This window comes from Flavobacterium xinjiangense (assembly GCF_900142885.1).
In the GTDB taxonomy this organism is placed as follows: domain Bacteria; phylum Bacteroidota; class Bacteroidia; order Flavobacteriales; family Flavobacteriaceae; genus Flavobacterium; species Flavobacterium xinjiangense.
Window position 1 is genome coordinate 89,954 of sequence record NZ_FRCL01000006.1, and the last position, 23,327, is coordinate 113,280.

At 32.7% G+C, this 23,327-nt stretch carries 23 protein-coding genes; 20 read left to right on the forward strand and 3 right to left on the reverse strand.

Annotation, left to right across the window (positions count from 1 at the left end; genetic code table 11):
• Window positions 1–30 precede the first annotated feature (30 nt).
• From lpxD to BUC23_RS08930, 8 genes are all read left to right on the forward strand, one after another.
• Window positions 31–1,074 carry a UDP-3-O-(3-hydroxymyristoyl)glucosamine N-acyltransferase gene (gene lpxD, locus BUC23_RS08895; RefSeq protein ID WP_073208624.1) on the forward strand — a complete coding sequence of 348 codons (1,044 nt, stop codon included), beginning with the start codon at window positions 31–33 and terminating at the stop codon, window positions 1,072–1,074.
• On the forward strand, window positions 1,067–2,455 hold the full coding sequence (locus BUC23_RS08900; RefSeq protein ID WP_073208896.1) for a bifunctional UDP-3-O-[3-hydroxymyristoyl] N-acetylglucosamine deacetylase/3-hydroxyacyl-ACP dehydratase: 1,389 nt from the start codon (window positions 1,067–1,069) through the stop codon (window positions 2,453–2,455). Before lpxD ends, BUC23_RS08900 begins: the two co-directional genes overlap by 8 nt.
• Window positions 2,456–2,525: 70 nt before the next feature.
• On the forward strand, window positions 2,526–3,311 hold the full coding sequence (lpxA, locus tag BUC23_RS08905) for an acyl-ACP--UDP-N-acetylglucosamine O-acyltransferase (RefSeq protein WP_073208626.1): 786 nt from the start codon (window positions 2,526–2,528) through the stop codon (window positions 3,309–3,311).
• A 53-nt stretch (window positions 3,312–3,364) separates the two neighbouring features.
• Window positions 3,365–3,931: an elongation factor P gene (gene efp, locus BUC23_RS08910; protein ID WP_073208628.1), complete on the forward strand. Its 567-nt coding sequence runs from the start codon at window positions 3,365–3,367 to the stop codon at window positions 3,929–3,931.
• A gap of 85 nt (window positions 3,932–4,016) precedes the next feature.
• Window positions 4,017–4,946, forward strand: a complete 930-nt coding sequence (locus tag BUC23_RS08915) for a UDP-3-O-(3-hydroxymyristoyl)glucosamine N-acyltransferase (protein ID WP_073208630.1) — start codon at window positions 4,017–4,019, stop codon at window positions 4,944–4,946.
• A gap of 1 nt (window position 4,947) precedes the next feature.
• Window positions 4,948–5,310 carry a hypothetical protein gene (locus tag BUC23_RS08920; protein ID WP_073208632.1) on the forward strand — a complete coding sequence of 121 codons (363 nt, stop codon included), beginning with the start codon at window positions 4,948–4,950 and terminating at the stop codon, window positions 5,308–5,310.
• An 85-nt stretch (window positions 5,311–5,395) separates the two neighbouring features.
• On the forward strand, window positions 5,396–6,268 hold the full coding sequence (gene sucD / locus BUC23_RS08925) for a succinate--CoA ligase subunit alpha (protein ID WP_035672307.1): 873 nt from the start codon (window positions 5,396–5,398) through the stop codon (window positions 6,266–6,268).
• A 216-nt stretch (window positions 6,269–6,484) separates the two neighbouring features.
• Window positions 6,485–6,907 (forward strand): hypothetical protein, encoded by a 423-nt coding sequence (locus BUC23_RS08930; protein ID WP_073208634.1) that lies wholly within the window; start codon window positions 6,485–6,487, stop codon window positions 6,905–6,907.
• Between the two features lie 49 nt (window positions 6,908–6,956).
• On the opposite strand, the gene BUC23_RS08935 is transcribed toward BUC23_RS08930, so the two are convergent.
• Window positions 6,957–8,153: a cytochrome-c peroxidase gene (locus BUC23_RS08935; protein WP_073208636.1), complete on the reverse strand. Its 1,197-nt coding sequence runs from the start codon at window positions 8,151–8,153 to the stop codon at window positions 6,957–6,959.
• 396 nt (window positions 8,154–8,549) lie between these two features.
• On the opposite strand from BUC23_RS08935, the gene fabG reads away from it, so the two are divergent.
• The 4 genes from fabG to BUC23_RS08955 all read left to right on the forward strand — a co-directional run bounded on the left by fabG (window position 8,550) and on the right by BUC23_RS08955 (window position 13,384).
• On the forward strand, window positions 8,550–9,296 hold the full coding sequence (fabG, locus tag BUC23_RS08940; RefSeq protein ID WP_073208638.1) for a 3-oxoacyl-[acyl-carrier-protein] reductase: 747 nt from the start codon (window positions 8,550–8,552) through the stop codon (window positions 9,294–9,296).
• A gap of 103 nt (window positions 9,297–9,399) precedes the next feature.
• The gene (locus BUC23_RS08945; protein ID WP_073208641.1) at window positions 9,400–11,427 is read left to right on the forward strand and encodes a hypothetical protein; all 2,028 of its coding nucleotides are present in this window, start codon (window positions 9,400–9,402) and stop codon (window positions 11,425–11,427) included.
• Between the two features lie 19 nt (window positions 11,428–11,446).
• Entirely contained in the window at window positions 11,447–12,343 is an 897-nt protein-coding gene (locus tag BUC23_RS08950) for a LysR family transcriptional regulator (protein WP_073208898.1), read from the forward strand.
• Between the two features lie 75 nt (window positions 12,344–12,418).
• Window positions 12,419–13,384: a YeiH family protein gene (locus BUC23_RS08955; protein WP_073208643.1), complete on the forward strand. Its 966-nt coding sequence runs from the start codon at window positions 12,419–12,421 to the stop codon at window positions 13,382–13,384.
• Here the strand turns inward: BUC23_RS08955 and BUC23_RS08960 are convergent.
• A complete protein-coding gene (locus tag BUC23_RS08960; protein ID WP_073208645.1) occupies window positions 13,377–14,117 on the reverse strand; it encodes a YoaK family protein in 741 nt (246 codons plus the stop codon). The genes BUC23_RS08955 and BUC23_RS08960 overlap by 8 nt on opposite strands.
• 98 nt (window positions 14,118–14,215) lie before the next feature.
• Here BUC23_RS08960 and BUC23_RS08965 point away from each other — a divergent pair, with 98 nt between their 5' ends.
• Window positions 14,216–15,214: a zinc dependent phospholipase C family protein gene (locus BUC23_RS08965; RefSeq protein ID WP_073208647.1), complete on the forward strand. Its 999-nt coding sequence runs from the start codon at window positions 14,216–14,218 to the stop codon at window positions 15,212–15,214.
• A gap of 63 nt (window positions 15,215–15,277) precedes the next feature.
• Here the strand turns inward: BUC23_RS08965 and BUC23_RS08970 are convergent, their stop codons facing one another.
• The gene (locus tag BUC23_RS08970; RefSeq protein ID WP_073208649.1) at window positions 15,278–17,377 is read right to left on the reverse strand and encodes an LTA synthase family protein; all 2,100 of its coding nucleotides are present in this window, start codon (window positions 17,375–17,377) and stop codon (window positions 15,278–15,280) included.
• A gap of 165 nt (window positions 17,378–17,542) precedes the next feature.
• On the opposite strand from BUC23_RS08970, the gene BUC23_RS08975 reads away from it, so the two are divergent.
• The 7 genes from BUC23_RS08975 to BUC23_RS09005 are packed head-to-tail and all read left to right on the forward strand — an operon-like array spanning window position 17,543 to window position 23,113.
• On the forward strand, window positions 17,543–17,974 hold the full coding sequence (locus tag BUC23_RS08975; RefSeq protein WP_073208651.1) for a QcrA and Rieske domain-containing protein: 432 nt from the start codon (window positions 17,543–17,545) through the stop codon (window positions 17,972–17,974).
• A gap of 20 nt (window positions 17,975–17,994) precedes the next feature.
• Window positions 17,995–18,429, forward strand: coding sequence for a thioredoxin family protein (locus BUC23_RS08980; protein WP_073208653.1), 435 nt, complete (start codon window positions 17,995–17,997; stop codon window positions 18,427–18,429).
• A 6-nt stretch (window positions 18,430–18,435) separates the two neighbouring features.
• Complete coding sequence (locus tag BUC23_RS08985; RefSeq protein ID WP_073208655.1) at window positions 18,436–19,425, forward strand: FAD:protein FMN transferase; 990 nt, start codon at window positions 18,436–18,438, stop codon at window positions 19,423–19,425.
• Entirely contained in the window at window positions 19,418–19,627 is a 210-nt protein-coding gene (locus BUC23_RS08990) for a DUF4266 domain-containing protein (RefSeq protein WP_073208657.1), read from the forward strand. The genes BUC23_RS08985 and BUC23_RS08990 overlap by 8 nt, the downstream gene beginning before the upstream one ends.
• Before the next feature lie 9 nt (window positions 19,628–19,636).
• Window positions 19,637–21,046: a DUF3570 domain-containing protein gene (locus BUC23_RS08995; protein ID WP_073208658.1), complete on the forward strand. Its 1,410-nt coding sequence runs from the start codon at window positions 19,637–19,639 to the stop codon at window positions 21,044–21,046.
• 3 nt (window positions 21,047–21,049) lie between these two features.
• Entirely contained in the window at window positions 21,050–21,712 is a 663-nt protein-coding gene (locus BUC23_RS09000) for a response regulator transcription factor (RefSeq protein ID WP_073208899.1), read from the forward strand.
• Window positions 21,713–21,718: 6 nt separating this feature from the next.
• Complete coding sequence (locus BUC23_RS09005) at window positions 21,719–23,113, forward strand: HAMP domain-containing sensor histidine kinase (RefSeq protein WP_073208660.1); 1,395 nt, start codon at window positions 21,719–21,721, stop codon at window positions 23,111–23,113.
• Window positions 23,114–23,327 lie beyond the last annotated feature (214 nt).

A 23,327-nucleotide genomic window follows, 5' to 3' on the forward strand; every position in this document is an offset into this window, starting at 1 on the left:
TTATACCTATAAAAAACATAATCAGATAAGATGAAATTTACAGCACAACAAATAGCGGATATTTTGGAAGGTGAGGTTGTTGGGAATCCCATAGCTGAAGTGAATCAATTGTCTAAGATTGAAGAAGGAAAAGAGGGTTCATTAACTTTTTTATCGAACCCAAAATACAATAACTTTATTTATACAACGGAAGCTACAATTACGATTGTAAACAAAACCTTTGTACCTGAAATAGAAATAAAAACCACTCTAATAAAAGTGGAAGATCCTTATATGTCTTTTTCTAAATTATTAGAATTTTATGACAAGGCGAAAGGAAATAAAAATGGGATTGAACAACCATCCGTTATTTCAGAAACTGCAAAGTATGGAGAGAACTTATACTTAGGCAGTTTTAGTTATATAGGCGAGAATGTAATATTAGGAGAAAAGGTGAAAATTTACCCTAATTGTTTTCTTGGAGATAATGTTGTAGTAGGAGATAATGTGACTATTTTTGCTGGTGCAAAAATTTATTCAGAAACTATTATAGGGAATAATTGCACGATACATTCCGGAGCTATTATAGGGGCTGACGGCTTTGGTTTTGCACCAAATCCAGATGGAACTTATAGTAAAATTCCTCAAATAGGGAATGTAATTATAGAAGATAATGTTGATATTGGATCTTGTACAACGATCGATAGGGCGACAATGGGTTCGACAATTATTAGAAAAGGAGTGAAGCTTGACAATCAAATTCAGATTGCCCATAATGTTGAGATTGGTGAGAATACAGTTATTGCTGCTCAAACAGGAGTAGCGGGTTCTACAAAAATCGGAAAAAATGGAATGATAGGCGGTCAGGTAGGAATTGCAGGTCATTTGACCATTGGAAACAATGTTAGAATTCAGGCACAATCTGGAGTCGCAAAGAATATAAAAGATAATGAGATTTTACAGGGAAGTCCAGCATTTGGATACACTGATTTTAGCAAATCGTATGTTCATTTCAAGAATTTTCCAAAAATTATAGCAGAAATAAAAGAATTAAGAAAACAAATTTTAAACCAAAAAAATGGAAAAAATGGTTAAACAGAAGACCATCAAAACGGAAATTTCGCTTACTGGAGTTGGATTACATACAGGAAAAGAAGTGAAAATGACTTTCAAACCTGCTCCAATAAACAATGGTTTTACTTTTGTTAGGGTAGATCTGGAAGGAAGTCCAATTGTTGAAGCAGATGCAAATTATGTTGTAAACACACAAAGAGGTACTAATTTAGAGAAACTTGGCGTAAAAATACAAACTCCAGAGCACGTTTTAGCAGCTCTTACAGGATGCGATTTAGACAATGTTATCATTGAACTAAATGCTTCGGAACTGCCTATAATGGATGGTTCTGCTAAATATTTTGTAGAAGCACTTGAAAAAGCGGGTATTGAAGAACAAAATGCAAAACGTAATGTATATGTCGTGAAAGAAGTGATTTCTTTTACTGACGAAGCTACGGGAAGCGAAATATTAATCATGCCAAGTGATCACTATTGTGTGACTGCGATGGTCGATTTTGGAACTAAAATTTTAGGAACTCAAAATGCAAATATGAAAAGTATTTCTGAATTTAAAACAGAAATATCGGATTCAAGAACTTTTAGTTTTTTGCATGAACTAGAATCTCTTTTGGAAAACGGATTAATAAAAGGAGGCGATTTGAATAATGCAATTGTATATGTAGATAAAGAAATATCTGCAGCTACAATGGAAAGTTTAAAAGTTGCTTTTGGTAAAGAGGAATTGACAGTTAAACCTAACGGAATATTAGACAATCTTACTTTGCATTACCCTAATGAAGCAGCAAGACATAAACTTCTTGATGTTGTTGGGGATTTAGCTTTAATAGGAACTAAAATTCAAGGTAAAGTTATTGCCAATAAACCAGGACATTTTGTAAATACACAATTTGCAAAAAAAATGGCAAAAATCATAAAAATAGAACAGAGAAATTATGTACCTGTTTATGATTTACACCAAGAACCATTGATGGATATTCATAAAATTATGGCTGTTCTACCGCATAGACCACCATTTTTATTGATTGACAGAATCATTGAAATGTCTGAAAGTCATGTTGTAGGTATGAAAAATGTGACAATGAATGAAAATTTCTTTGTTGGACATTTCCCGGAGGCTCCGGTTATGCCGGGTGTTTTAATTGTGGAGGCAATGGCACAAACAGGAGGAATTCTTGTTTTGAGCACGGTTCCTGATCCAGAAAACTATTTGACTTATTTTATGAAAATAGACAATGTCAAATTCAAACAAAAAGTATTGCCAGGAGATACTTTGATTTTTAAATGTGATTTAATAACGCCTATTAGAAGAGGAATTTGTCATATGCAAGCTAATGCTTACGCAAATGGTAAACTGGTTGCTGAAGCGGAATTAATGGCGCAAATTGCAAAAAAACAGTAATTTTTTTGTTGATTTGATTAATCGTTTATTTGATTAATCGATAAAACAGTTAAACGATTAAATAAAGAATATGAATCAACCACTAGCATATGTTCATCCAGGCGCTAAAATCGCCAAAAATGTAGTCATTGAGCCATTCACGACCATTCATAATAATGTTATTATTGGTGATGGAACATGGATTGGATCAAATGTTACCATTATGGAAGGGGCAAGAATAGGAAAAAATTGTAATATTTTTCCAGGTGCAGTTATTTCAGCTGTTCCACAAGATTTGAAGTTTGGTGGAGAAGATTCTTTAGCAATAATTGGAGACAATTGTACGATTAGAGAATGTGTAACTATTAATAGAGGTACGATCGCATCAGGACAAACAACACTCGGTAATAATTGTTTAGTAATGGCTACTGCTCATATTGCGCACGATTGCCATATTGGTGATAATGCAATTATTGTAAACGGGGTTGCCCTTGCAGGTCATGTTACTGTGGGTAAATTTGCAGTGATTGGTGGTTTGGCGGCAGTGCATCAGTTTATTCAGATTGGGGATCATGCTATGATATCAGGCGGGTCATTAGTTAGAAAAGATGTTCCTCCTTATACAAAAGCGGCAAAAGAACCTTTATCTTACGTTGGAATCAATTCTGTTGGATTAAGAAGACGAGGATTTACAACTGAAAAGATTAGAGAAATTCAAGACATATACCGAATTCTTTATCAAAAAAATTACAATACCACGCAAGCTTTAGGTATTATTGAAGCCGAGATGGAAGCAACACCGGAAAGAGATGAGATTATTGATTTTATCAGAAATTCATCAAGAGGAGTTATGAAAGGATATTCTGGAAATTACTAAGACCAATTTCAGTTAGCACAAAATAAAAATATTAATAAAAAATAAACAACATAATGGCATCTACATCAGATATTAAAAACGGATTGTGTATTAAATACAACAACGATATATACAAAATTATAGAATTTCTTCACGTAAAACCTGGGAAAGGACCTGCTTTTGTAAGAACAAAACTAAGAAGTTTGACTAATGGGAAAGTTTTGGATAACACATTTTCTGCAGGGCATAAAATTGAAGAAGTTAGAGTAGAAAACCATAAATTTCAGTTTTTATATCCAGAAGGTGATGAATTCCATTTTATGAATACAGAGACTTTCGAACAAATTACTTTAAATAAAAATATTTTAGATTCACCAGATTTATTGAAAGAAGGAGAAAATGTAATGGTAAGTATCAATACAGAAACTGATTTACCTCTTTCAGTAGATATGCCGGCATCTGTTATTCTTGAAGTGACGTACGCTGAGCCAGGAATTAAAGGAAATACTGCTACTAATGCTACAAAATCAGCTACAGTTGAAACTGGTGCAACAGTAAATGTTCCTTTATTCATAAATGAAGGTGATAAAATTAAAATTGATACTGCAACTGGTTCTTACATGGAACGAGTAAAAGAGTAAATTATTTAGATAATTAGAAAATGTGAAAATTAGATAATTTCCATATTTTCTAATTAACTAATTTTCACATTTTCTAATTAAATTTATGAAATTCCAAAAAGTCCATTCTTTAGAAGAAATTGCCAATATCATCAACTGTGAATATGTTGGTGATGCTAATTTTACAGTATCTGGAATGAACGAAATCCATGTTGTTGAATCTGGTGATATCGTTTTTGTAGATCATCCTAAATATTACGACAAAGCATTAAATTCAGCTGCTACTATAGTTTTGATTAATAAAAAAGTGGATTGTCCTGAAGGAAAAGCACTTTTAATTTCGGATGATCCTTTTAGAGATTTCAATAAATTAACCAATCATTTCAAGCCTTTTCAGTTTTCTAATGTATCAATAGCTGCTTCAGCTTCGATAGGGCAAGGCACTATTATACAGCCTAATGCGTTTATTGGAAATTATGTAATTATTGGAAAAAATTGCTTAATACATTCTAATGTTTCCATTTATGACCATACGGTTATTGGTGACAATGTATTGATACACGCAGGTACAGTTCTTGGAGCAGATGCTTTTTACTATAAAAAGCGTGTTGAAGGTTATGATCAATTACTTTCCGGAGGACGTGTTGTAATAAAAGACAATGTTGGGATTGGTGCTCTTTGTACTATTGATAAAGGAGTTACAGGTGATACCACAATTGGAGAAGGTACCAAAATTGACAATCAGGTGCATGTAGGTCATGATACCGTAATTGGAAAAAACTGTTTGATTGCTTCACAAACTGGAATTGCCGGCTGTGTAATAATTGAAGATGATGTAACGATTTGGGGACAAGTTGGAACTACAAGTGGAATAACAATTGGAGCAAAGGCAGTTATTCTGGGTCAAACTGGAGTGACGAAATCTGTAGAAGGAGGTAAGTCTTATTTTGGCACTCCAATAGAAGAATCAAGAGAAAAATTGAAACAACTGGCTAATATCAAGAAGATTCCAGAAATCCTAAATAAATTAAAATAATATGTCTGCTAAAGAAATTATTCAAAAATTTTATAAATCAGATGCACTGATTGATAGCGATGTCATGAAAGAATTTTTGCATCCCGAAGTTCTTTTAGATTGGAATAGCAGTAAAGGATTTTTGCAACTGAATTACGATTCCTTATTGAATTTATCTCATGATTTAAGCAAAGCCTATGTTCGATCGAAAGTAAGAATAAGCCAAATAATTGCGGAAAATGACACGATTTCAGTTCGGTATTCACATTTTGTGAAAACAATTGAAAACCCAAGAGAAGAAATGTTATTAGCCCATTTTATAGCGATTTGGCAAATAAAAGACAATAAATTGTTCAGAGGGTATCAAATGAGCCAAATATCATAATTTATTTTGACAAAAAAAGGCTCGGAAATAATTCGAAAGCCTTACTTTTGCTTCACAATTTTAAAAACTACATAAAATATATATCATGAGTGTTTTAGTTAATAAAGATTCCAAAATAATTGTTCAAGGATTTACTGGAAGCGAAGGAACTTTCCACGCTTCTCAAATGATTGAATACGGTACTAATGTTGTTGGTGGTGTAACTCCAGGAAAAGGTGGAACAACTCACTTAGACAGACCAGTTTTCAATACTGTTAAAGACGCTGTTGAACAAGCAGGAGCAGATACAACTATCATTTTTGTTCCGCCAGCTTTTGCTGCTGATGCAATTATGGAAGCTGCTGATGCAGGTATTAAAGTAATTATCGCTATCACTGAGGGAATTCCTGTTGCTGATATGATTAAGGCGAATAGCTATGTTAAAGAAAGAAATGCTCGATTAATAGGACCTAACTGCCCAGGAATAATTACTCCAGGTGAAGCTAAAGTGGGAATTATGCCAGGCTTTGTTTTCAAAAAAGGGACTGTAGGTATTGTTTCTAAATCAGGTACATTAACTTACGAAGCTGCTGACCAAGTGGTAAAACAAGGATTAGGAATCACGACTGCAATTGGTATTGGTGGAGACCCAATCATTGGAACAACTACAAAAGAAGCGGTTGAACTATTGATGAATGACCCAGAAACAGAATGTATCGTAATGATAGGTGAAATTGGAGGACAATTAGAAGCAGATGCTGCTCATTGGATAAAAGCTGATGGTAACCGTAAACCTGTTGTAGGATTTATTGCAGGAGTTACAGCTCCTCCAGGACGTACAATGGGACATGCAGGTGCGATCGTTGGTGGATCTGACGATACTGCTGAAGCTAAAAAACAAATCATGAGAGAATGTGGAATACACGTTGTGGATTCTCCAGCTGAAATTGGTAAAAAGGTAAAAGAAGTTTTAGGTTAATATAACCTCAAATTAAATATTTTAAAAGCCTCACATTTTGTGGGGCTTTTTTATTATAAATTGAATTAAAGAAATATCTTTGCACTTTATTAAAATTCTTTGGTTTACCCAGTTAATAATAATAAGAGCAAACATAAACGAATGGTTTTCAGTGAGCCTCATGATTTTGTGAGGTATTTTTTTTGTTAAAGCCAATTCAAATAAAAATATAATAATATGTACAAAGAGTTAAAAAAATTCAAAGTTACCAATCAGTTTTCATTTACTACAGACGATAGTTTAGAAGAAGTTTGTAATGCTTCAGAAGGATCTGGAGTATTTTTAGTTTATTCAGTTGGAGATGAGAAAGAATTAATTATGGTTGGTTCTACTGGAACGGTTCAGAATGACGGAACTTTGAAAATTAAAAATGGTGGTCTTAAGGACAAAATTGTTGAAGGACACCAATTTGCAAAAACTGGAAGAAAATATTCTTGGCCAGCACAAATGAAAATCGAAGATATTAGTACAATTGAAGTAGTTTGGTATGAAACATTCAATGATAAAACTAAAGTAATCCCAACATTCGTAGAAGGACAAGTTTTACAAAACTTCCTTGATGAAAATGACAGATTACCAAAATGGAATGTAGCTTTTTAATACAATCCGTTTTTTAAAATAATTTAAAAGCTCCTATTTGGAGCTTTTCTTATTTAAAAGGTGTCGACCATTTTGTATCTACATATACATTAGTTCCTGATAATGTTTGAATGAAAGCTGCAAGAGCGTTAACTTCAGGAGCAGTAAGATTTAATTTTTGCCCAAACCCATTTGGTGCTAATCTAGCATCTAAATTTGTATTTCCTGGAGCTAAATTTATACTTCCATAATGGCCAATAACATTTTGTATCGTTGCTAAATTTCCGGTATGCATAAAGGAACCATTTGAACTTCCGTTTGGTTTGACCAAATCTCTCAATGATGGAGCTCTTGTGTTTGTGATGTCAATTCCCGGTGCGTTTAAAACACCTATAATACCATTGTTTTTTGTATTGGGATCAATATCAAATTCAGGAGCGGCATGGCAAACCGCGCATCCTACCCCTCCAGAAGTTCTATTTCCGGTTGCGTCAAAAATCGGAGGAGCTAAAAACAAATTTTTACCTTGATTTTCTTGTGCCGAAAAGTTAGTGAAGGGTTGGCCGTCGCTTGCAACCAATGCTCTTCCAGCATCATATTTAGAATCAAAGGATTGGATGCTTCTAATAAATTGTGCCAAAGCTTGCTGTATCTTGCTTTCAGTAATAATTTCAGAGCCATACGTATATTTAAACAATTCTTTGTAATAGCCGATCTTCTGCAATTTTGCAATTAATACTGTCAAGTTTGCATCTCCTAAGGTTCCACTAAAACCCATTTCAATATGATTTTGAATAGGTTGTGTAGTTTGCAATTCTAATGTGGCTGCTCTTTCGTCCCAGAAAAACTTGTTTTCTCTTGAAAATCTAGAGTTTACCAATCTCATTGAATGTCTGGTGGTCGTTCCGTTTATTCCATCACTGGCAATAGCCACATCACCAAAAGCATTGGCTTGAATGTGGCAGGAAGAACACGAAATCGTATTATTTGCAGATAAATTTTTATCGTAAAATAAAACCCGTCCTAAGGTAGCTCCTTTGTCAGTTATGGGATTTCCCGCAGTATTATCTTTAGTGATGTAAGTTGGAATATTCTGGTTTGCATAATTATTCAAATTATTTAAATCAATTTTACCGGAGAAAGCTGCAATCACATTGGGATATGAATCTGTAATTTCGGCAGCACTTGAATCTGAACTTTCATTTTTACTGCAAGATGTAACTATTAAGAACGTTGCAAAAAGTAATAGGGAAGTGATCTTCTTCATATTAATTATTTTAGTTAAAAAATGAGTTCGTTGATTCTATATGGCCTTTCTGTAAGGATAGGTGATTTTTCTGCTTTTTTTAAATAATTAAAATCATTTTCAAATCTAACGATTTTATTGCCATTGCTTCTAAATATTTTGAAGCTTTAATCATGTTAAACAGTTTTACTTAATTTTAGGACATTTTTTTTTATAAAAGGTTTAATTGAAGCTGTAATTTTTTTTCAACCCACAATTATTGCTATATTTGACGAGTGAAAATTAGCCCTGATAGAAGTGGAAATCCTTTTTCTTGTTAGTTCGATTTCGCTTGAAAAGCGAGGAGGAGAACAAGAGAAAAAGATTGAAACGGATAGCAGGAATAGCTTCAAATAAATATTAAATTAATTTTAGAACATGAAATTACTAGAAGGAAAGGTTGTTATAATTACTGGCGCAAGTCGTGGAATTGGTAAAGGAATTGCAGAAGTTTTTGCGAAAAATGGGGCGAATGTTGCTTTTACATACAGTTCATCTGTTGAGTCAGCTTTGGCTCTTGAGAATGAATTGAACGCTTTAGGGATTAAAGCCAAAGGATATCAATCAAATGCTGCTGATTTTACCGAAGCACAAACTTTTGTAGATGCAGTAATTGCTGAATTTGGAACTGTTGATGTTTTGATAAATAACGCTGGAATTACTAAAGACAATTTGTTAATGCGTATGTCTGAAGCCGATTTTGACCAAGTAATTGATGTGAATTTGAAATCCGTTTTTAATATGACCAAAGCGATTCAAAGAACTTTCTTAAAACAACGTTCTGGATCTATCATTAACATGAGTTCTGTAGTAGGAGTGAAGGGCAATGCAGGTCAGACTAATTATGCGGCTTCAAAAGCGGGTGTTATTGGATTTACAAAATCAGTAGCATTAGAATTAGGGTCTCGTAATATTCGATGCAACGCTATTGCACCAGGATTTATTGAAACAGAAATGACAGCTAAGTTAAACGAAGATGTTGTAAAAGGTTGGAGAGATGGAATTCCGTTGAAACGTGGTGGAACTACCGAAGATGTTGCTAATGCTTGTCTTTTCTTTGCTTCTGATATGAGTGCTTATGTAACCGGTCAGGTTATGAACGTTTGTGGAGGAATGCTTACTTAATATAATTTAAAGATTAAAAGATTTAAAAATTGGCCTGAAGAGTTACTCTTAAAATTTCATAATCTTTAAATCATTTAATCTTTGAATTTTTAAATAAAAAAGAATGACAACAACTACTATTTTATTGATTATACTTTCATTAGTCGTAGCAGGTGGTTTGTCATTTTACCAATATTTATATAAAGCCAAAAACAAATCGCAAGTCAATTTGTTTTTGGCTTTTTTGCGCTTTGGGTCTATATTTTTGATTTTATTATTGCTTATAAATCCAATAATTACCAAAAATACTTTAGAAATTGTAAAAACACCTTTAGCAATTGTGGTTGATAATTCCAGTTCTGTTTCTTTTTTGAATGCCAAAGAAAAAGCATTGGAATTGTATAAAAAAATTAGTTCAAATACTGCAATCCAAGATAAGTTTGATGTACAATCTTACCAATTTGACACTGATTTTGAGCCAGCCTCCACGTTTAATTTCAAAGGAACCCAAACCAATCTTGAAGTAATTGCCAAGAATTTGAAGAGCATAAATAGAAATGTAATTTTTCCTACGGTTATTATTACGGATGGAAATCAGACTTCGGGCAATGATTATGTGTATAGTTTTGATGCCGCTAATAAAGTTTATCCAGTAATATTAGGCGACACAACAAAATTATTTGACTTAAAAATCAATCAACTGAACGTTAATAAATACGCTTTCTACAAAAATAAATTCCCTGTTGAAGTCTTTTTACAGTATTCAGGAACCAAAAATATATCTGCAAATTTTAGTGTTACACAAGGAAATTCAGTAGTAAGCAAACAAAGTATTTCATTTTCTCCTTCGAAAAAGACGGCAATACTAAATTTGCTCTTGCCAGCCAATAGAGTAGGTTTGCAAGTTTTTAAAGCTAGTATTACATCCAGAGAAAAAGAAAAAAATGTGTTCAATAATACTAAGAATTTTGCCGTTGAAGTTATTGATCAGAAAACAAATGTGGCCATAATTTCAGCAATAAATCATCCTGACATTGCTGCTTTGAAACGCGCAATTGAAACTAATGCACAACGTAAAATTACCATTGTTAAGCCAAATGATATCAAATCATTACAGGATTATAATGTTTTGATTTTGTACCAGCCAAATGGCGAATTCAAATCGGTTTTTGATACCGCTAAGTTAGCCGGTATTAACACTTTTATTATTACAGGAAACAACACAGATTTCAATTTTTTGAATCAAAATCAAAGCAGTTTGACTTTTAAAATGAGTGGACAAAAAGAAGATTATTTGTCTGTATTTAGTTCTCAGTTTAATCTGTTTGCGATTGATAATATTGGTTTTGAAAATTTTCCTCCTTTGCAAAATCCTTTTGGAAATGTGACTGCCAATGGCAATGTATCGGTTTTACTTTCGTCAAAAATCAGAAACATAGATACGAATTCCCCATTACTCGCTTTTACGGAGAATCCAGGAAAACGGTCCGCTTTTCTTTTAGGTGAAAATAGCTGGAAATGGCGTTTACAAAGCCACATCGATAATCAGTCTTTTGCAAAATTCGATATTTTTATAGATAAGATTATTCAGTTTTTGGCTTCCAATAACTCCAAGAAATCATTAGTTGTTGAACATGAAAGTTTTTATAATTCAGGAGAAGCAATTGAGATTTCTGCGCAGTATTTTAATAAAAATTATGAATTTGACGAGAAAGCACGATTGACAATTGCCGTTACCAATACTAAAACCAAGCAAACTAAAAACTACGATTTATTAAAGGGAAATAATTCTTATACCGTCAATCTTGATGGTTTTTCTGCGGGAAGTTATAATTTTTCTGTAAAAGAATTAAATTCAAAAACCACTTATTCGAGTCATTTTGAAATTTTGGATTTTGATATTGAAAAACAATTTGTAAATCCCGACGTAGAAAAATTATCTCAATTAGCATTGGAAACTCAGGGAAAAGAGTATTATCCGGATCAGGCCGATGTTTTGATAAAATCGCTTTTAGAAAATGAGGAATACAAATCAATTCAAAAAAACAATATGACCAAAATGCCTTTGATTGATTGGGTTTGGTTATTGGTTTTGATTTCCATTCTTCTGGCGACAGAATGGTTTGTTCGAAAATACAACGGATTACTGTAATAAAATACAATTAAACAACATGGATTTTAGACTAAAAGTATTCTTTACCGTTGCCAGCAGATTGAGTTTTACAAAAGCAGCAGCAGAGTTATTTATCACACAACCTGCTATTTCCAAGCACATTCAAGAATTAGAAGAACAATATAAAATCAAGCTTTTTGATAGAAATGGTTCCAAAATTTCACTTACAAAAGCAGGTGAGCTGTTATTAAAACACACTAAAAATATATTTGAAATTTATCGGGAAATAGATTTTGATTTGAGTGCGCTCATAAATAAACAGCAGGGAACGTTGCGATTGGGAGCCAGCACTACGATTTCTCAATATATAATTCCACCACTTTTAGCGCGTTTCCATCAAAAATTGCAGGATATCAAGGTGAATTTGCTTAATGGTAATACAGAGCAAATTGAAAGCGCCTTATTGAACAAAGAAATTGAAATAGGAATTGTAGAAGGGCAATCTAAAAATCAGTCTATTAAATATACCAAGTTTTTAAAAGATGAATTAGTATTGGTTTGCAACAGTAAAAATCCCTTGGTTAACAAACAAGAAATAACGAAAGAAGATCTTAAAAGCATGCGATTTCTAATGCGCGAACAAGGATCAGGAACACTGGAAGTTATTGAATACGCGTTGAAACCTTTTGAAATTAAGCTTTGTCAACTAACTATTGAAATGCAGTTAGGAAGTACCGAAAGTATAAAATCGTATCTATTGAATTCAGATTGTGTGGCTTTTATTTCGATTCACGCGATAAATAAGGAGCTAAAAAACAATGAATTGACTATTATTGATGTCAAGAACTTAATGATAGAACGTTTTTTTTATATTATTACATTGCAAGGAAAAACAGATTCGCTTTCGGAGTTATTTATTAAAAACATTGCCAGTTACTATAACTTAAAGTTATAAGTCATTAAATTATACAATTGGTAACTATTGAATTATCTATGCACCTTTGTAAGGTAATAATTCAACAGTTTTACTTTGGAAACGAATCAATATACCAACATTAATTTATTAAAAATCAATCCGACATTGCAACAAATTATTTTTGTTGTTTTATTATTGGTTTGTATGACTTCATTTATTTCTCCACCAATAGCTTTACTATTAGGGTTAGTTTTAGCTAATCTTTCGGGGCATCCTTTTATACATCTCAACCATAAAGCGACGAATATATTACTGCAAATTTCTGTAGTTGGGTTAGGTTTTGGTATGAACATAAATAGCGCTTTGGCGGCAGGAAAGGAAGGTTTTCTATTTACAATCGCTTCTATTTTTAGTACTTTAATCCTAGGTTCTTTTCTTGGAAAATGGTTTAAGATCGAAAACAAAACTTCGCATCTAATTTCTTGTGGAACTGCCATTTGCGGAGGAAGCGCTATTGCAGCAATTGCACCGGTAATTCAATCGGATGAAAAGCAAACATCAGTCGCTTTGGGAGTTATTTTCATTCTGAATTCCATTGCACTATTTCTATTTCCAGCGGTAGGGCATTGGTTGGATTTATCACAAAAAGAATTTGGATTATGGTGTGCCATCGCTATTCACGACACTAGTTCTGTTGTAGGAGCCGCCAGTAAATTTGGCCCGGAAGCTTTACAAATCGCAACAACAGTAAAATTAGCCAGAGCTTTATGGATAATTCCAGTTGCTTTGATTACTTCTTTAGTATTTAAAAATAAATCCAGTAAAGTCAAAATCCCATATTTTATAGGATTGTTTATTTTGGCGATGATCATGAATACTTATGTACCTCAAACGGCCATAATAGCGCCGCATTTAGTTTCTATTGCTAAAATTGGTCTTACGGTAACTTTGTTTTTAATTGGTGCAGGATTGAATTTGAATGCATTAAAATCCGTTGGAATAAAACCTTTATTACAAGGTGTTTCACTTTGGATATTCATTGCGATTGGCAGTCTCGTTGCAATTCTTTATTTCAATTAGTTTTGTGATGGAAGGTTTTTCTTTTAATAACATGAAACTGAAGTCGGATATAATCATATAAAAGTGCCACCAAAAGAAAGAACGCGGAGACAAAAAGTGTTTTCATTTCCAAAAAAACATACATAAATCCGCCCGAAAAACATCCTAGAAAGAAGAAAATGATAATCGACAATCTCAAATAAATACTGGTCTTTAATTTTTTTGTTTCTTCTGGTTTTTTATAGAAAAAAAGTTGGGAAAGTTCGATTCCGAGATCTGTAAAAAGTCCAGTCAAATGTGTAGTTCTCACCGTTGATTGTGATATTTTTGTTACTAAAGAATTTTGAATTCCCATGGCAAAAAGCATAGAAAAAGCAATCCATTTGCCTTCAAACGAAGATAATTCCGATTGTTCACCGTAAATCCCAACACTTATCAAAACAATTATTTCTAAAGAGATGGGAATAACATGAGATAAATTTGGATTTTTTTTCGAAATTATTTCGGCCAAAAAATTGGAGACAAAAGAACCGATGAGAAAGAAAATCGTGAAAATAAAAAAAGTAATTGCCGCTGAATAATTCTTTTTCATAACCTCTTCAGCGAAATAGGCAAAATGTCCTGTAACGTTAGTTGTCAATGTTTTGATTGATAAAACTCCGGTGACATTTACAATTCCAGCCACAAATGACAATAAAGTTGCCAAACGTAAATTATGAATAAAAGTTCTGTTTTTTCCTTGATGACGAAACATTTCGATAGATTTTTTTTAAAATTAACAGAATCATAAACTAGATTTTTTTTAATAACGATTTAAAGAAATACATTTGTCCTTCAAAAAAAATAAATTTAATGAAAAATTTTAAAATTAGACCTACACTTATTGCGTTATCTGTAATAAGTATTACTTTTTTTCTTTTATCATGGGGAATCGTCGGACATGAACGAATTAATAATGCAGCAGTAATGGCGCTCCCAAAACCATTACAGACTTTTTTTTATAATCATATTGATTTTATAACTCAAGAATCAACTGTTCCAGATTTAAGAAAATCTGTTTTAAGTGATAAATCTGAAGGTCCTCGTCATTATTTTGACATGGAGAATTTTGGTGCCAAAGACAGTTTTCCTAAAACAATGGAAGCTGCAAAGAAGAAATACGATGAGAAATTCTTGTCTAAAAACGGAACATTACCTTGGTACATTCAGGAAATGATGGGCAAATTGACTAAAGCGTTCAAAGAAAAAAGAAAAACAGAAATTTTATTTATTGCTTCTGATCTTGGTCATTATATAGCCGATGCTCATATGCCATTGCACACTTCAGACAATCATGATGGTCAAAATACCAATCAAAAAGGGATTCATTCTTTATGGGAAAGCCGTTTGCCGGAATTATTTGTAAAAGATTATAAATTCAATGTAGAACAAGGGAAATATATTGAAAATGTAGATCAGGCAACGTGGGATATTATTTTAGATACACATAGTTTAGTGGAACCATTATTAGCCATTGACAAAAAATTGAGAACTGCGACTCCTGAAAATAAAATGTATGTGATGGACGATGCTGGGAAGGTTTTAAAGAATAAATATGGAGGTGTGTTATATTCGGATGAATACGCAGGAAAACTTCATACAGCTTTAGACGGTATGGTTGAAAAACAAATGAAAAAAGCGATTACAGCAACGGCCAGTTTTTGGTATACTGCTTGGGTAAATGCTGGTAAACCGGATTTTAGTTCTCTTGATAATGCAGCACTTACAAAACGTAATAGAAAAGGACTGAAACAAGATTTAAAATCATTCAAAAAAGGAAATCTTTTTGGTTTAGAAAGCGAAAAAGAATAATTTTTTATAATAACTATTCTAAATGAAAACGGGTGAGATATTAGTCTCACCCGTTTTTTTTATTTAATTTACTTTCTGATATTTCTTTTTCTTTAATATATCCGAAGCCGTTTGATAATACGAAATAGTTTGATTTACTAAATCAGTTCTTTCCTTTACCAAAGGAATTTGGTCGTAATAAATTTGAAAATCAGCTGCTGTTTTTTGTTCTTTTTTCAAAGTTAATTGAAATTGTTTTACTTGTTGTTTAGGGGAAATAACAGTTAAAACATTATCTTTTATTAATCCTAAATCTTGATAAGTAGCTATTAAAGCTCTTGGTTTATAATCTGGTTTTAAAACGTCCTGCCCATAGAATTTACTTTGGTAATTAAAATTCAACAAGCCAAATAATGTGGGCATGACATCGATTTGAGACATTAGATTATTGTATTGTTTTGGCTGAACATAACCCGGACTGTAAATCATAGCCGGAATTCTGTATTTATCAACGGGAAGTTCTGTTTTTCCTGCACTTGAAGCACAATGATCTGCTAGAATCACAAAAACAGTATTGGCAAACCAAGGTTGTTTACTCGCCATTTCAAAGAATTTCTTCATCGCGAAATCAGTGTATTTTACGCCACCATCACGAGATTTTGCATCTCCGGGAATATCTATTTTATTATTAGGATAGGTGAATGGTCGGTGATTACTCACGGTCATGATATGGTTAAAGAAAGGCTTGTTTTGCTTTGCTTCATCATTCATTACCTTGATCGCCTTATTATACATATCTTCGTCACAAACACCCCACACATTCGAAAAAGTAATTTCCTCAGGTGTAAATGTTTTTTTATCTACAATTCCGTAGCCATTTCCAGTATAGAAATCCTCCATATTATCAAAAAAGGCATCACCTCCGTAAAGGAATTTTACATTGTATCCTTTCTGTTTGAAGATGTTTCCTGTCGAAAATTTGTTCTTATTATCTTCTCTTTTTACCACACTTTCACCAGCGGTAGGAGGAAAACACAAGGTTACCGCTTCAAGACCTCTAACAGTTCTATTCCCAACGGCGTAAAGGTTAGTAAATAATAAACTTTTTGTTGCTAAACTATCCAGGAACGGAGTAAGATTTTGCTCATTTCCGTATGCTTTCATAAAATCAGCGCTGTAACTTTCGATGGTAATTAGTACAACATTCTTATGATTTTCTGCTGCTTCACTTTGAATTTTTCTTAGAGAAGTTTCTCCAGTAATTCCAGGAATTTGTTCTTGCAATAAGGCATACGCTTCTTTTTCCGGTAGTGTTTTATAGAATTTAAAATAGTCTAATTCACTATTTTTAAAGGCTAAAAAGAATTTATATATTCCATTCGCTTCTAATTCATTGGCAAAAATATTCTGAGAATTTTCCTGAGATGCTAAAACCGGTATTACGAATAAAGAAAGTCCAAAAAGGGTAAGATATATTCCGGATAGTTGTATTTTTTGGACAAAAGTAGGAATGCTGTCAATATAACTTCTCGATCTTCTTACAATTATATAAGTTATCAAACCCGCAACAATAAATAATGCACTAAATATAGGAATAACAGGGTAGGACTGCATAATATTTCCGATAACCTCATTGGTATAAACCAAATAATTCACGGCTATAAAATTGTATTTTACACCAAATTCATTCCAAAAAAAGTACTCGCTGATTCCATTTTGTAAAATTAAAACGACGTACAAGAAAATGACAAAAGAAAACAACCAGAATCTTATTTGACTTCGATATTTTGGTAAAAAAAGCAATAAGCCAAATAAAATTGTTTTTATGGCAATGAAAGCGATTCCAATTTTAGGCAATGCGCCCCCATATTCATTAAGAATGGTGTTACCAAAAGAAACATATAACAACAAGGCAACCAATAGCCCGAAGAAAATGTAACCGTAAGGTTTAAAGTATTTTGAATTGGAAATAAAAATCAGGTATAACCATAAAAAACCGCTGACCAATACAAAAATGAAAAAGTCAGAAATCAATCCAAAACCAAATATTTTAATGATATCGATAAAACTAAATGAGCTTTGAGTAATGGGATGAAACAATAGAACTATTCTTAAAACAATGCTTACAATAATATAGAAAAGCATAAGATTGAAAAATGGGGAAAACTTTTTTGAAAGCGTCATTAGGAGTTATTTTTTACAAAAATACTAATTTGAAACAATAAATGTATTAAAGTAAGCTGTATTCCATTCTTAATTTTGGCTTAAGAAGTATTATTTTTAACAATTTTATTTTATATTTAGAGTTAATTTGTAAAGGAGTTAATGTATTAATCAAAAACAATTAATATGAATAGAAAAGAATTTTTTTCGAAAGTAGGATTTGGGGCAGCTGCCGCATTAGTGCCTGCTTGCATAGCAGGATTAGCTTCAAGTTGTTCTAGTGACAATTCCACGTCACCATCGCCGGCTCCGGCTCCGTCTGGCGTAGATTTTATACTTGATGTGAGTACGGGAGCATTAGCTTCAAATGGAGGTTTTTTAGTATCGCAAGGTATTGTTGTTGCAAGGACTAATTCAGGAACTTTCATTGCCGTATCAGCTGCATGTACACATGAAGGCACTAATGTAAATTACGTTGCTTCAGCAAATGATTTCCTATGTCCAAATCATGGTGCTCAGTTTAGCAGTACCGGTGTAGTTACTCGAGGTCCGGCAAACACAAATTTGAAGCAATACAATACTTCATTGACCGGAAACTCTCTTAGAGTCTATTCATAAGTAAAAAACGAAAATTAATCATGAAAAATATATTCTTAGTAATGTTGCTTTTTTTAGTAACAATTGGTTATTCGCAGGAATGGAAAACTAATTTTGAGACAGCAAAAACAGAAGCAACTAAACAGAATAAGAATATTCTCCTTGTTTTTTCTGGTTCAGATTGGTGTGGACCATGTATTAAATTAGATAGAGACATCTGGAAATCGGCCGAGTTTATGGAATATGCGAAAAATAATTTGATATTAGAACGCGCGGACTTTCCAAAGAAAAAACAAAATCAATTGTCTCCGGAAATAAAAAATCTAAATCAGAATTTGGCTGAAAAATATAATAAAGATGGAATGTTTCCTCTAGTTGTTGTTTTAGACAAAAATGGAAAAGTATTGGGGAAAACCGGTTATAAAAATGTTTCTCCTACAGAATATATAGCGTTGCTTAAATCATTTATAAAATAAAAATTAATGAGATTAATTATTTTTATTTCTTTTCTATTTACAGCCACTTTAGGTTCTGCTCAGGTAACTCAAAAAAGTACTTTATCTATGTTAGGAAGCCCTTTTGAGATGACTGTTGTGGCAAAAGATATTCCAGAAGCTGATTATTATATTGGTATGTCAGTTGCTGAAGTTTCTCGAATTGAAAATCTAATCTCCGATTGGATCCCAACAACTCCAATTTCGCAGGTAAATAAATATGCAGGAATAAAACCGGTTAAAGTTCCACAGGAAGTTTTTGACTTAGTAGAACGCTCGATAAAAATATCAGAATTGACCTCAGGCGCATTTGATATCAGTTATGCTTCTATGGATAAGATTTGGAAATTTGACGGAAGTATGACTAAAATGCCAACTCCAGAAGAAATCAAGAATTCGGTTTCAAAAGTGGGATTCAAAAATATAATTTTAGATCATAAGAACAGTACTATTTTTCTAAAATTGGAAGGTATGAAACTTGGTTTAGGCGGAATTGGACAAGGATTTATAGCAGATAAAATTAAATCATTACTAATTTCCAAAGGCGTGGTCGCCGGAATCGTAAACATCTCAGGAGACATTAATACTTGGGGAAAACAGACCAATGGCGAGAAATGGAAAGTAGGTATTAAAAATCCTTTAAACAAAAATAAAATATTCGCTACATTTCCATTAGAAGACAGCGCTGTAGAAACATCCGGAAGCTATGAGAAGTTTGTAACTTTCAACGGGAAAAGGTATTCGCACATAATTGATACCAGAACCGGTTATCCTTCATCAGGAGTTATAAGCGTTTCCGTTTTTGCAAAAACAACTGAATTAGCGGATGCTTTAGCAACAGGTATATTTGTCTTAGGAGTTGATGTTGGATTGGATTTAGTGAATCAATTACCCGGAATTGGTTGTATTTATGTTGATGACAGCGGAAAAATATTTTCCTCAAAAAATATAGATTTAAAAAAATATAAAGATGAATAAAATAGTGCTTTTTGTAATTCTGATAGTTGTGATGCAATCTTGTGTAGCGGTAAAAGAATATGATAAACAATTTATCAATGATCCGGATATGAAATTAAGTGCAAAAACGGCAGAACGATATGAGACGGCATTTCAAGTTTATCGGGAAGCTGCCGCTGGAGCTAATGGAGGAAAAACGGGTGGTGGTTGTGGTTGTAATTAAGTAAGGATTATGAAAAAAAGAATTTATTTAATTGTTTTATTAGTAAATGTAGCTGCCATGGCTCAAACTCAAGATACGACAACAACTTTTAAGAAGAGGGTTTTAGAAAATACTGAGGTTGATTTTTTATTCAGTTATTATAAACAGGATGGATTACATTCCCCTGTTGCAGGTGGAATCGGTTCTGAAAAACTAACTGATATTGCTTCTAATATTGTCGTGGCTGTTCCATTAAACGATGATGATGTTTTGACATTTGATGTTGGAATTTCTGCTTACACTTCAGCATCATCAAGTAATATAAACCCATTTAATGCTACAGGTGCATCTGGTTCCGGGCAATCGACGGGTCCATATGGAACTCCTTGGCAAGCCTCATCTGGTGCTTCTGGAAATGATGAATTGGCCTCAATAGTTACAAATTATAGTCATAGTTCTGATAATAGAAATACCATTTGGAGCGCAGATGTTTCATTTTCCAATGAATATGATTATACGTCAGTTGGTTTTGGAGGAGGATTAACCAAATTATTCAATGAAAAGAATACGGAAATTGGTTTAAAAGTAAATGCTTATTTAGATCAATGGAGACCAATTTATCCAACAGAATTACATGAGTATTCCTTATATGGCAGTAATTTCCAGAATCAAGGTTATTTTTTCGGTGTGACTATCATGGATCAGAATGGGAATACATCAAATGGTTATTTGCCTTCTGCTTTTACAACTTATAATACCAAAAATAGAAATTCATATTCGGCTTCTTTATCCTTCTCACAAATACTTTCAAAAAGGATTCAAATGTCAGTATTTATGGATGTTCTAAAACAAGAAGGATTATTGGCGACACCTTATCAAAGAGTTTATTTTGCAGATAAATCAAATTATTATATTGGACAAGCGCAATATATCCCTGTATACGAAACGGCAGAAAATAAAGGAGTTTATAGACTTGCTGATGATATTGAACGATTACCAAATACTCGTTTTAAAGTCCCGATAGGTGCAAGAATCAATTTTTATATAAACGAATTTATAGTTGCCAAGACGTATTATAGATATTACGAAGATAATTGGGGTATTCAGGCTCATACCGCTTCTCTTGAATTACCAATTAAATTAGGGGAGAAATTTACAGTTTACCCTATGTACAGATATTACGTGCAAACAGCATCCGACTATTTTGCCCCTTTTGAAAAACATATTTCTACTGAAAAATATTATACTTCAGACTACGATTTATCAGCATTTAATGCCAGTCAATACGGCTTTGGCGTAAGCTATTTAGATATTTTGTTAGGTTCCAAAATTTGGAAATTTGGATTGAAAAACATAGACTTCAGATACAATCACTATGCCAGAAATGATGGTTTGAATGCCAATATTGTATCCTTGGGTATTAAATTTATAATGCAATAAATGATGCATATTTTAATTGTAGAAGATGAAATTGGTATTGTACAATTCCTAAAACAAGGATTAGAAGAGGAAGGTTATAAGATTACTTGCGCAACAGATGGTTTGCAAGGATTTGAATTAATTCAAAAGGAAAAATTTGATTTGATATTATTGGATTGGATGCTTCCAAAAATGACCGGATTAGAACTTTGTAAAGCCGTTCGATTAAAAGATAACAGTACACCACTTATTTTCTTGACAGCCAAAGATACTATTCAGGAAACAATAGAAGGGCTGAAAGTCGGCGCCAATGATTATATAAAAAAGCCATTCAGTTTTGATGAATTGACTGAGCGAATCAAAATTCATTTTAGAAAGCAAAACGAACAAGAAATCCTAAAGCTTGGGACGATTGAAATTAATGTTTTGCAACATCGTGTTTTGGCGAATGGCAACGAAGTACCCTTGACACATAGGGAATATGACTTACTCTGCTATTTGGTAAAAAACAAAGGTAAAGTATGTACACGAACCCAAATTATTGAGGATGTTTGGGATATTCATTTTGACTATGACACTGGTGTAATAGATGTTTTTATGAATGCCATTCGGAAAAAATTGAATTTAAAAATAGAAGAAGATTACATAAAAACCGTTCGCGGAGTGGGCTATATCGCTAATGACTAAATAAAAATGCAACAACTTTCCTTTAAAAACAGAATTGCGTCTAACTATATTATTACCACAGCTTTATTGATTTTTGTGGTGTTTTTTGTAATTTATTCTATTGTAAAACTCAGTGTTTTTGGTCATATAAATTATGACATAAAAAACGAATCTGAAAAGCATTTATCAGAAATTGAAATCGAAGGAAATAGTTTTCATTTAATTCACGAGGAAGAATGGAAAGAAAGAGAACACAATACTATAGATGTAAATCCTGTTTTTGTCCAATTTGTTGACGGGACTGGAAACGTTGTTGAGAAATCTCCAAACCTAAAAAACCGTATCTTAAAATTTCATTCGGAAATTATTGAAAATACATTATTCGATACCAAGTTGGCCAATAAAATCATCCGACAAATTCAAGTTCCCATATACAAAGAAAGTAAAATTATAGGTTATGTCATCGTTGCCATGTCATTAGAAGATGCCACGATGGTGCTGAATAATTTATCGGAAGTCTTGATTATTGCTTTCCCTCTAATCCTGATTGCTCTTTTTCTAATTGCCCGATTTATAGCCGGAAGAAGCATAAAACCTATCAGTTCCATTATTGAAACCTCTAATATTATTACAAAGGATAATTTAAAATCCAGAATTCCGTTGCCAATCAATCGCGACGAATTGTATATTTTGTCTCAAACAATCAATAATTTATTGGACAGAATCGAAACTGCTGTTGAAAGAGAAAAACAATTCACTTCGGATGCATCACACGAATTGAGAACCCCATTGACAGTTATCAAAGGAACGCTGGAAGTTTTGATTCGCAAACCCAGAGATCATGCAGAATATGAAGAAAAAATTAATTTTTGTGTTACAGAAGTCAATCGGTTGAATCATTTAGTGGATCAGTTGCTTTTATTAGCTCGATTTGAAAACCAAAAGCAAACCTTAAAAACGGAGAAAGTATATTTGAATGCATTATTTTTAGATACAATCGCTCGATATTCCACTGTAATTCAATCAAAAAAAATTACTGTTTCTACTGAATTCTCTCAAGATTATTACCTAGAAACAGATAGTTATTTGTTTTCAATAGTGATTAATAATCTGATATCAAATGCGTTGAAATATTCGAATCAAAATGGAAATTTGGCAGTCACCATAAAAACGATCGATTCTAAAATTGAATGCCACATCATTGATTCCGGAGTTGGAATACCTGTAGAGGACTTAGAAAAAATCTTCAATCAGTTTTACCGTTCAAAATCCAGCATCCACCCAGAAATTAAAGGAACAGGAGTAGGGTTGTCAATCGTAAAAAGATTGTGCTCCTTACTCAACATTGACATTTCAATTACTAGTCAGGAAAATAGCGGAACTACAGTAATTTTAAGTTTATTTGAAGCAGACTTTAAGTAGTTCTTAAGGTAATTCTCAAATTTATGCTTTACATTTATACTTTCTGTAACCACATTTATACAATGATAAATTAATGGATTCAATTTTTATAATAGGTCATTCGCTCATTAAACTTCTTTAAAACAAGGTATTTATTCAACCAAAACGGAAGTTTAGTTTAGTATTCCAATTAAAATAAAATCTAAAAAGTAATTATATTTGTTTCGTGAAATTT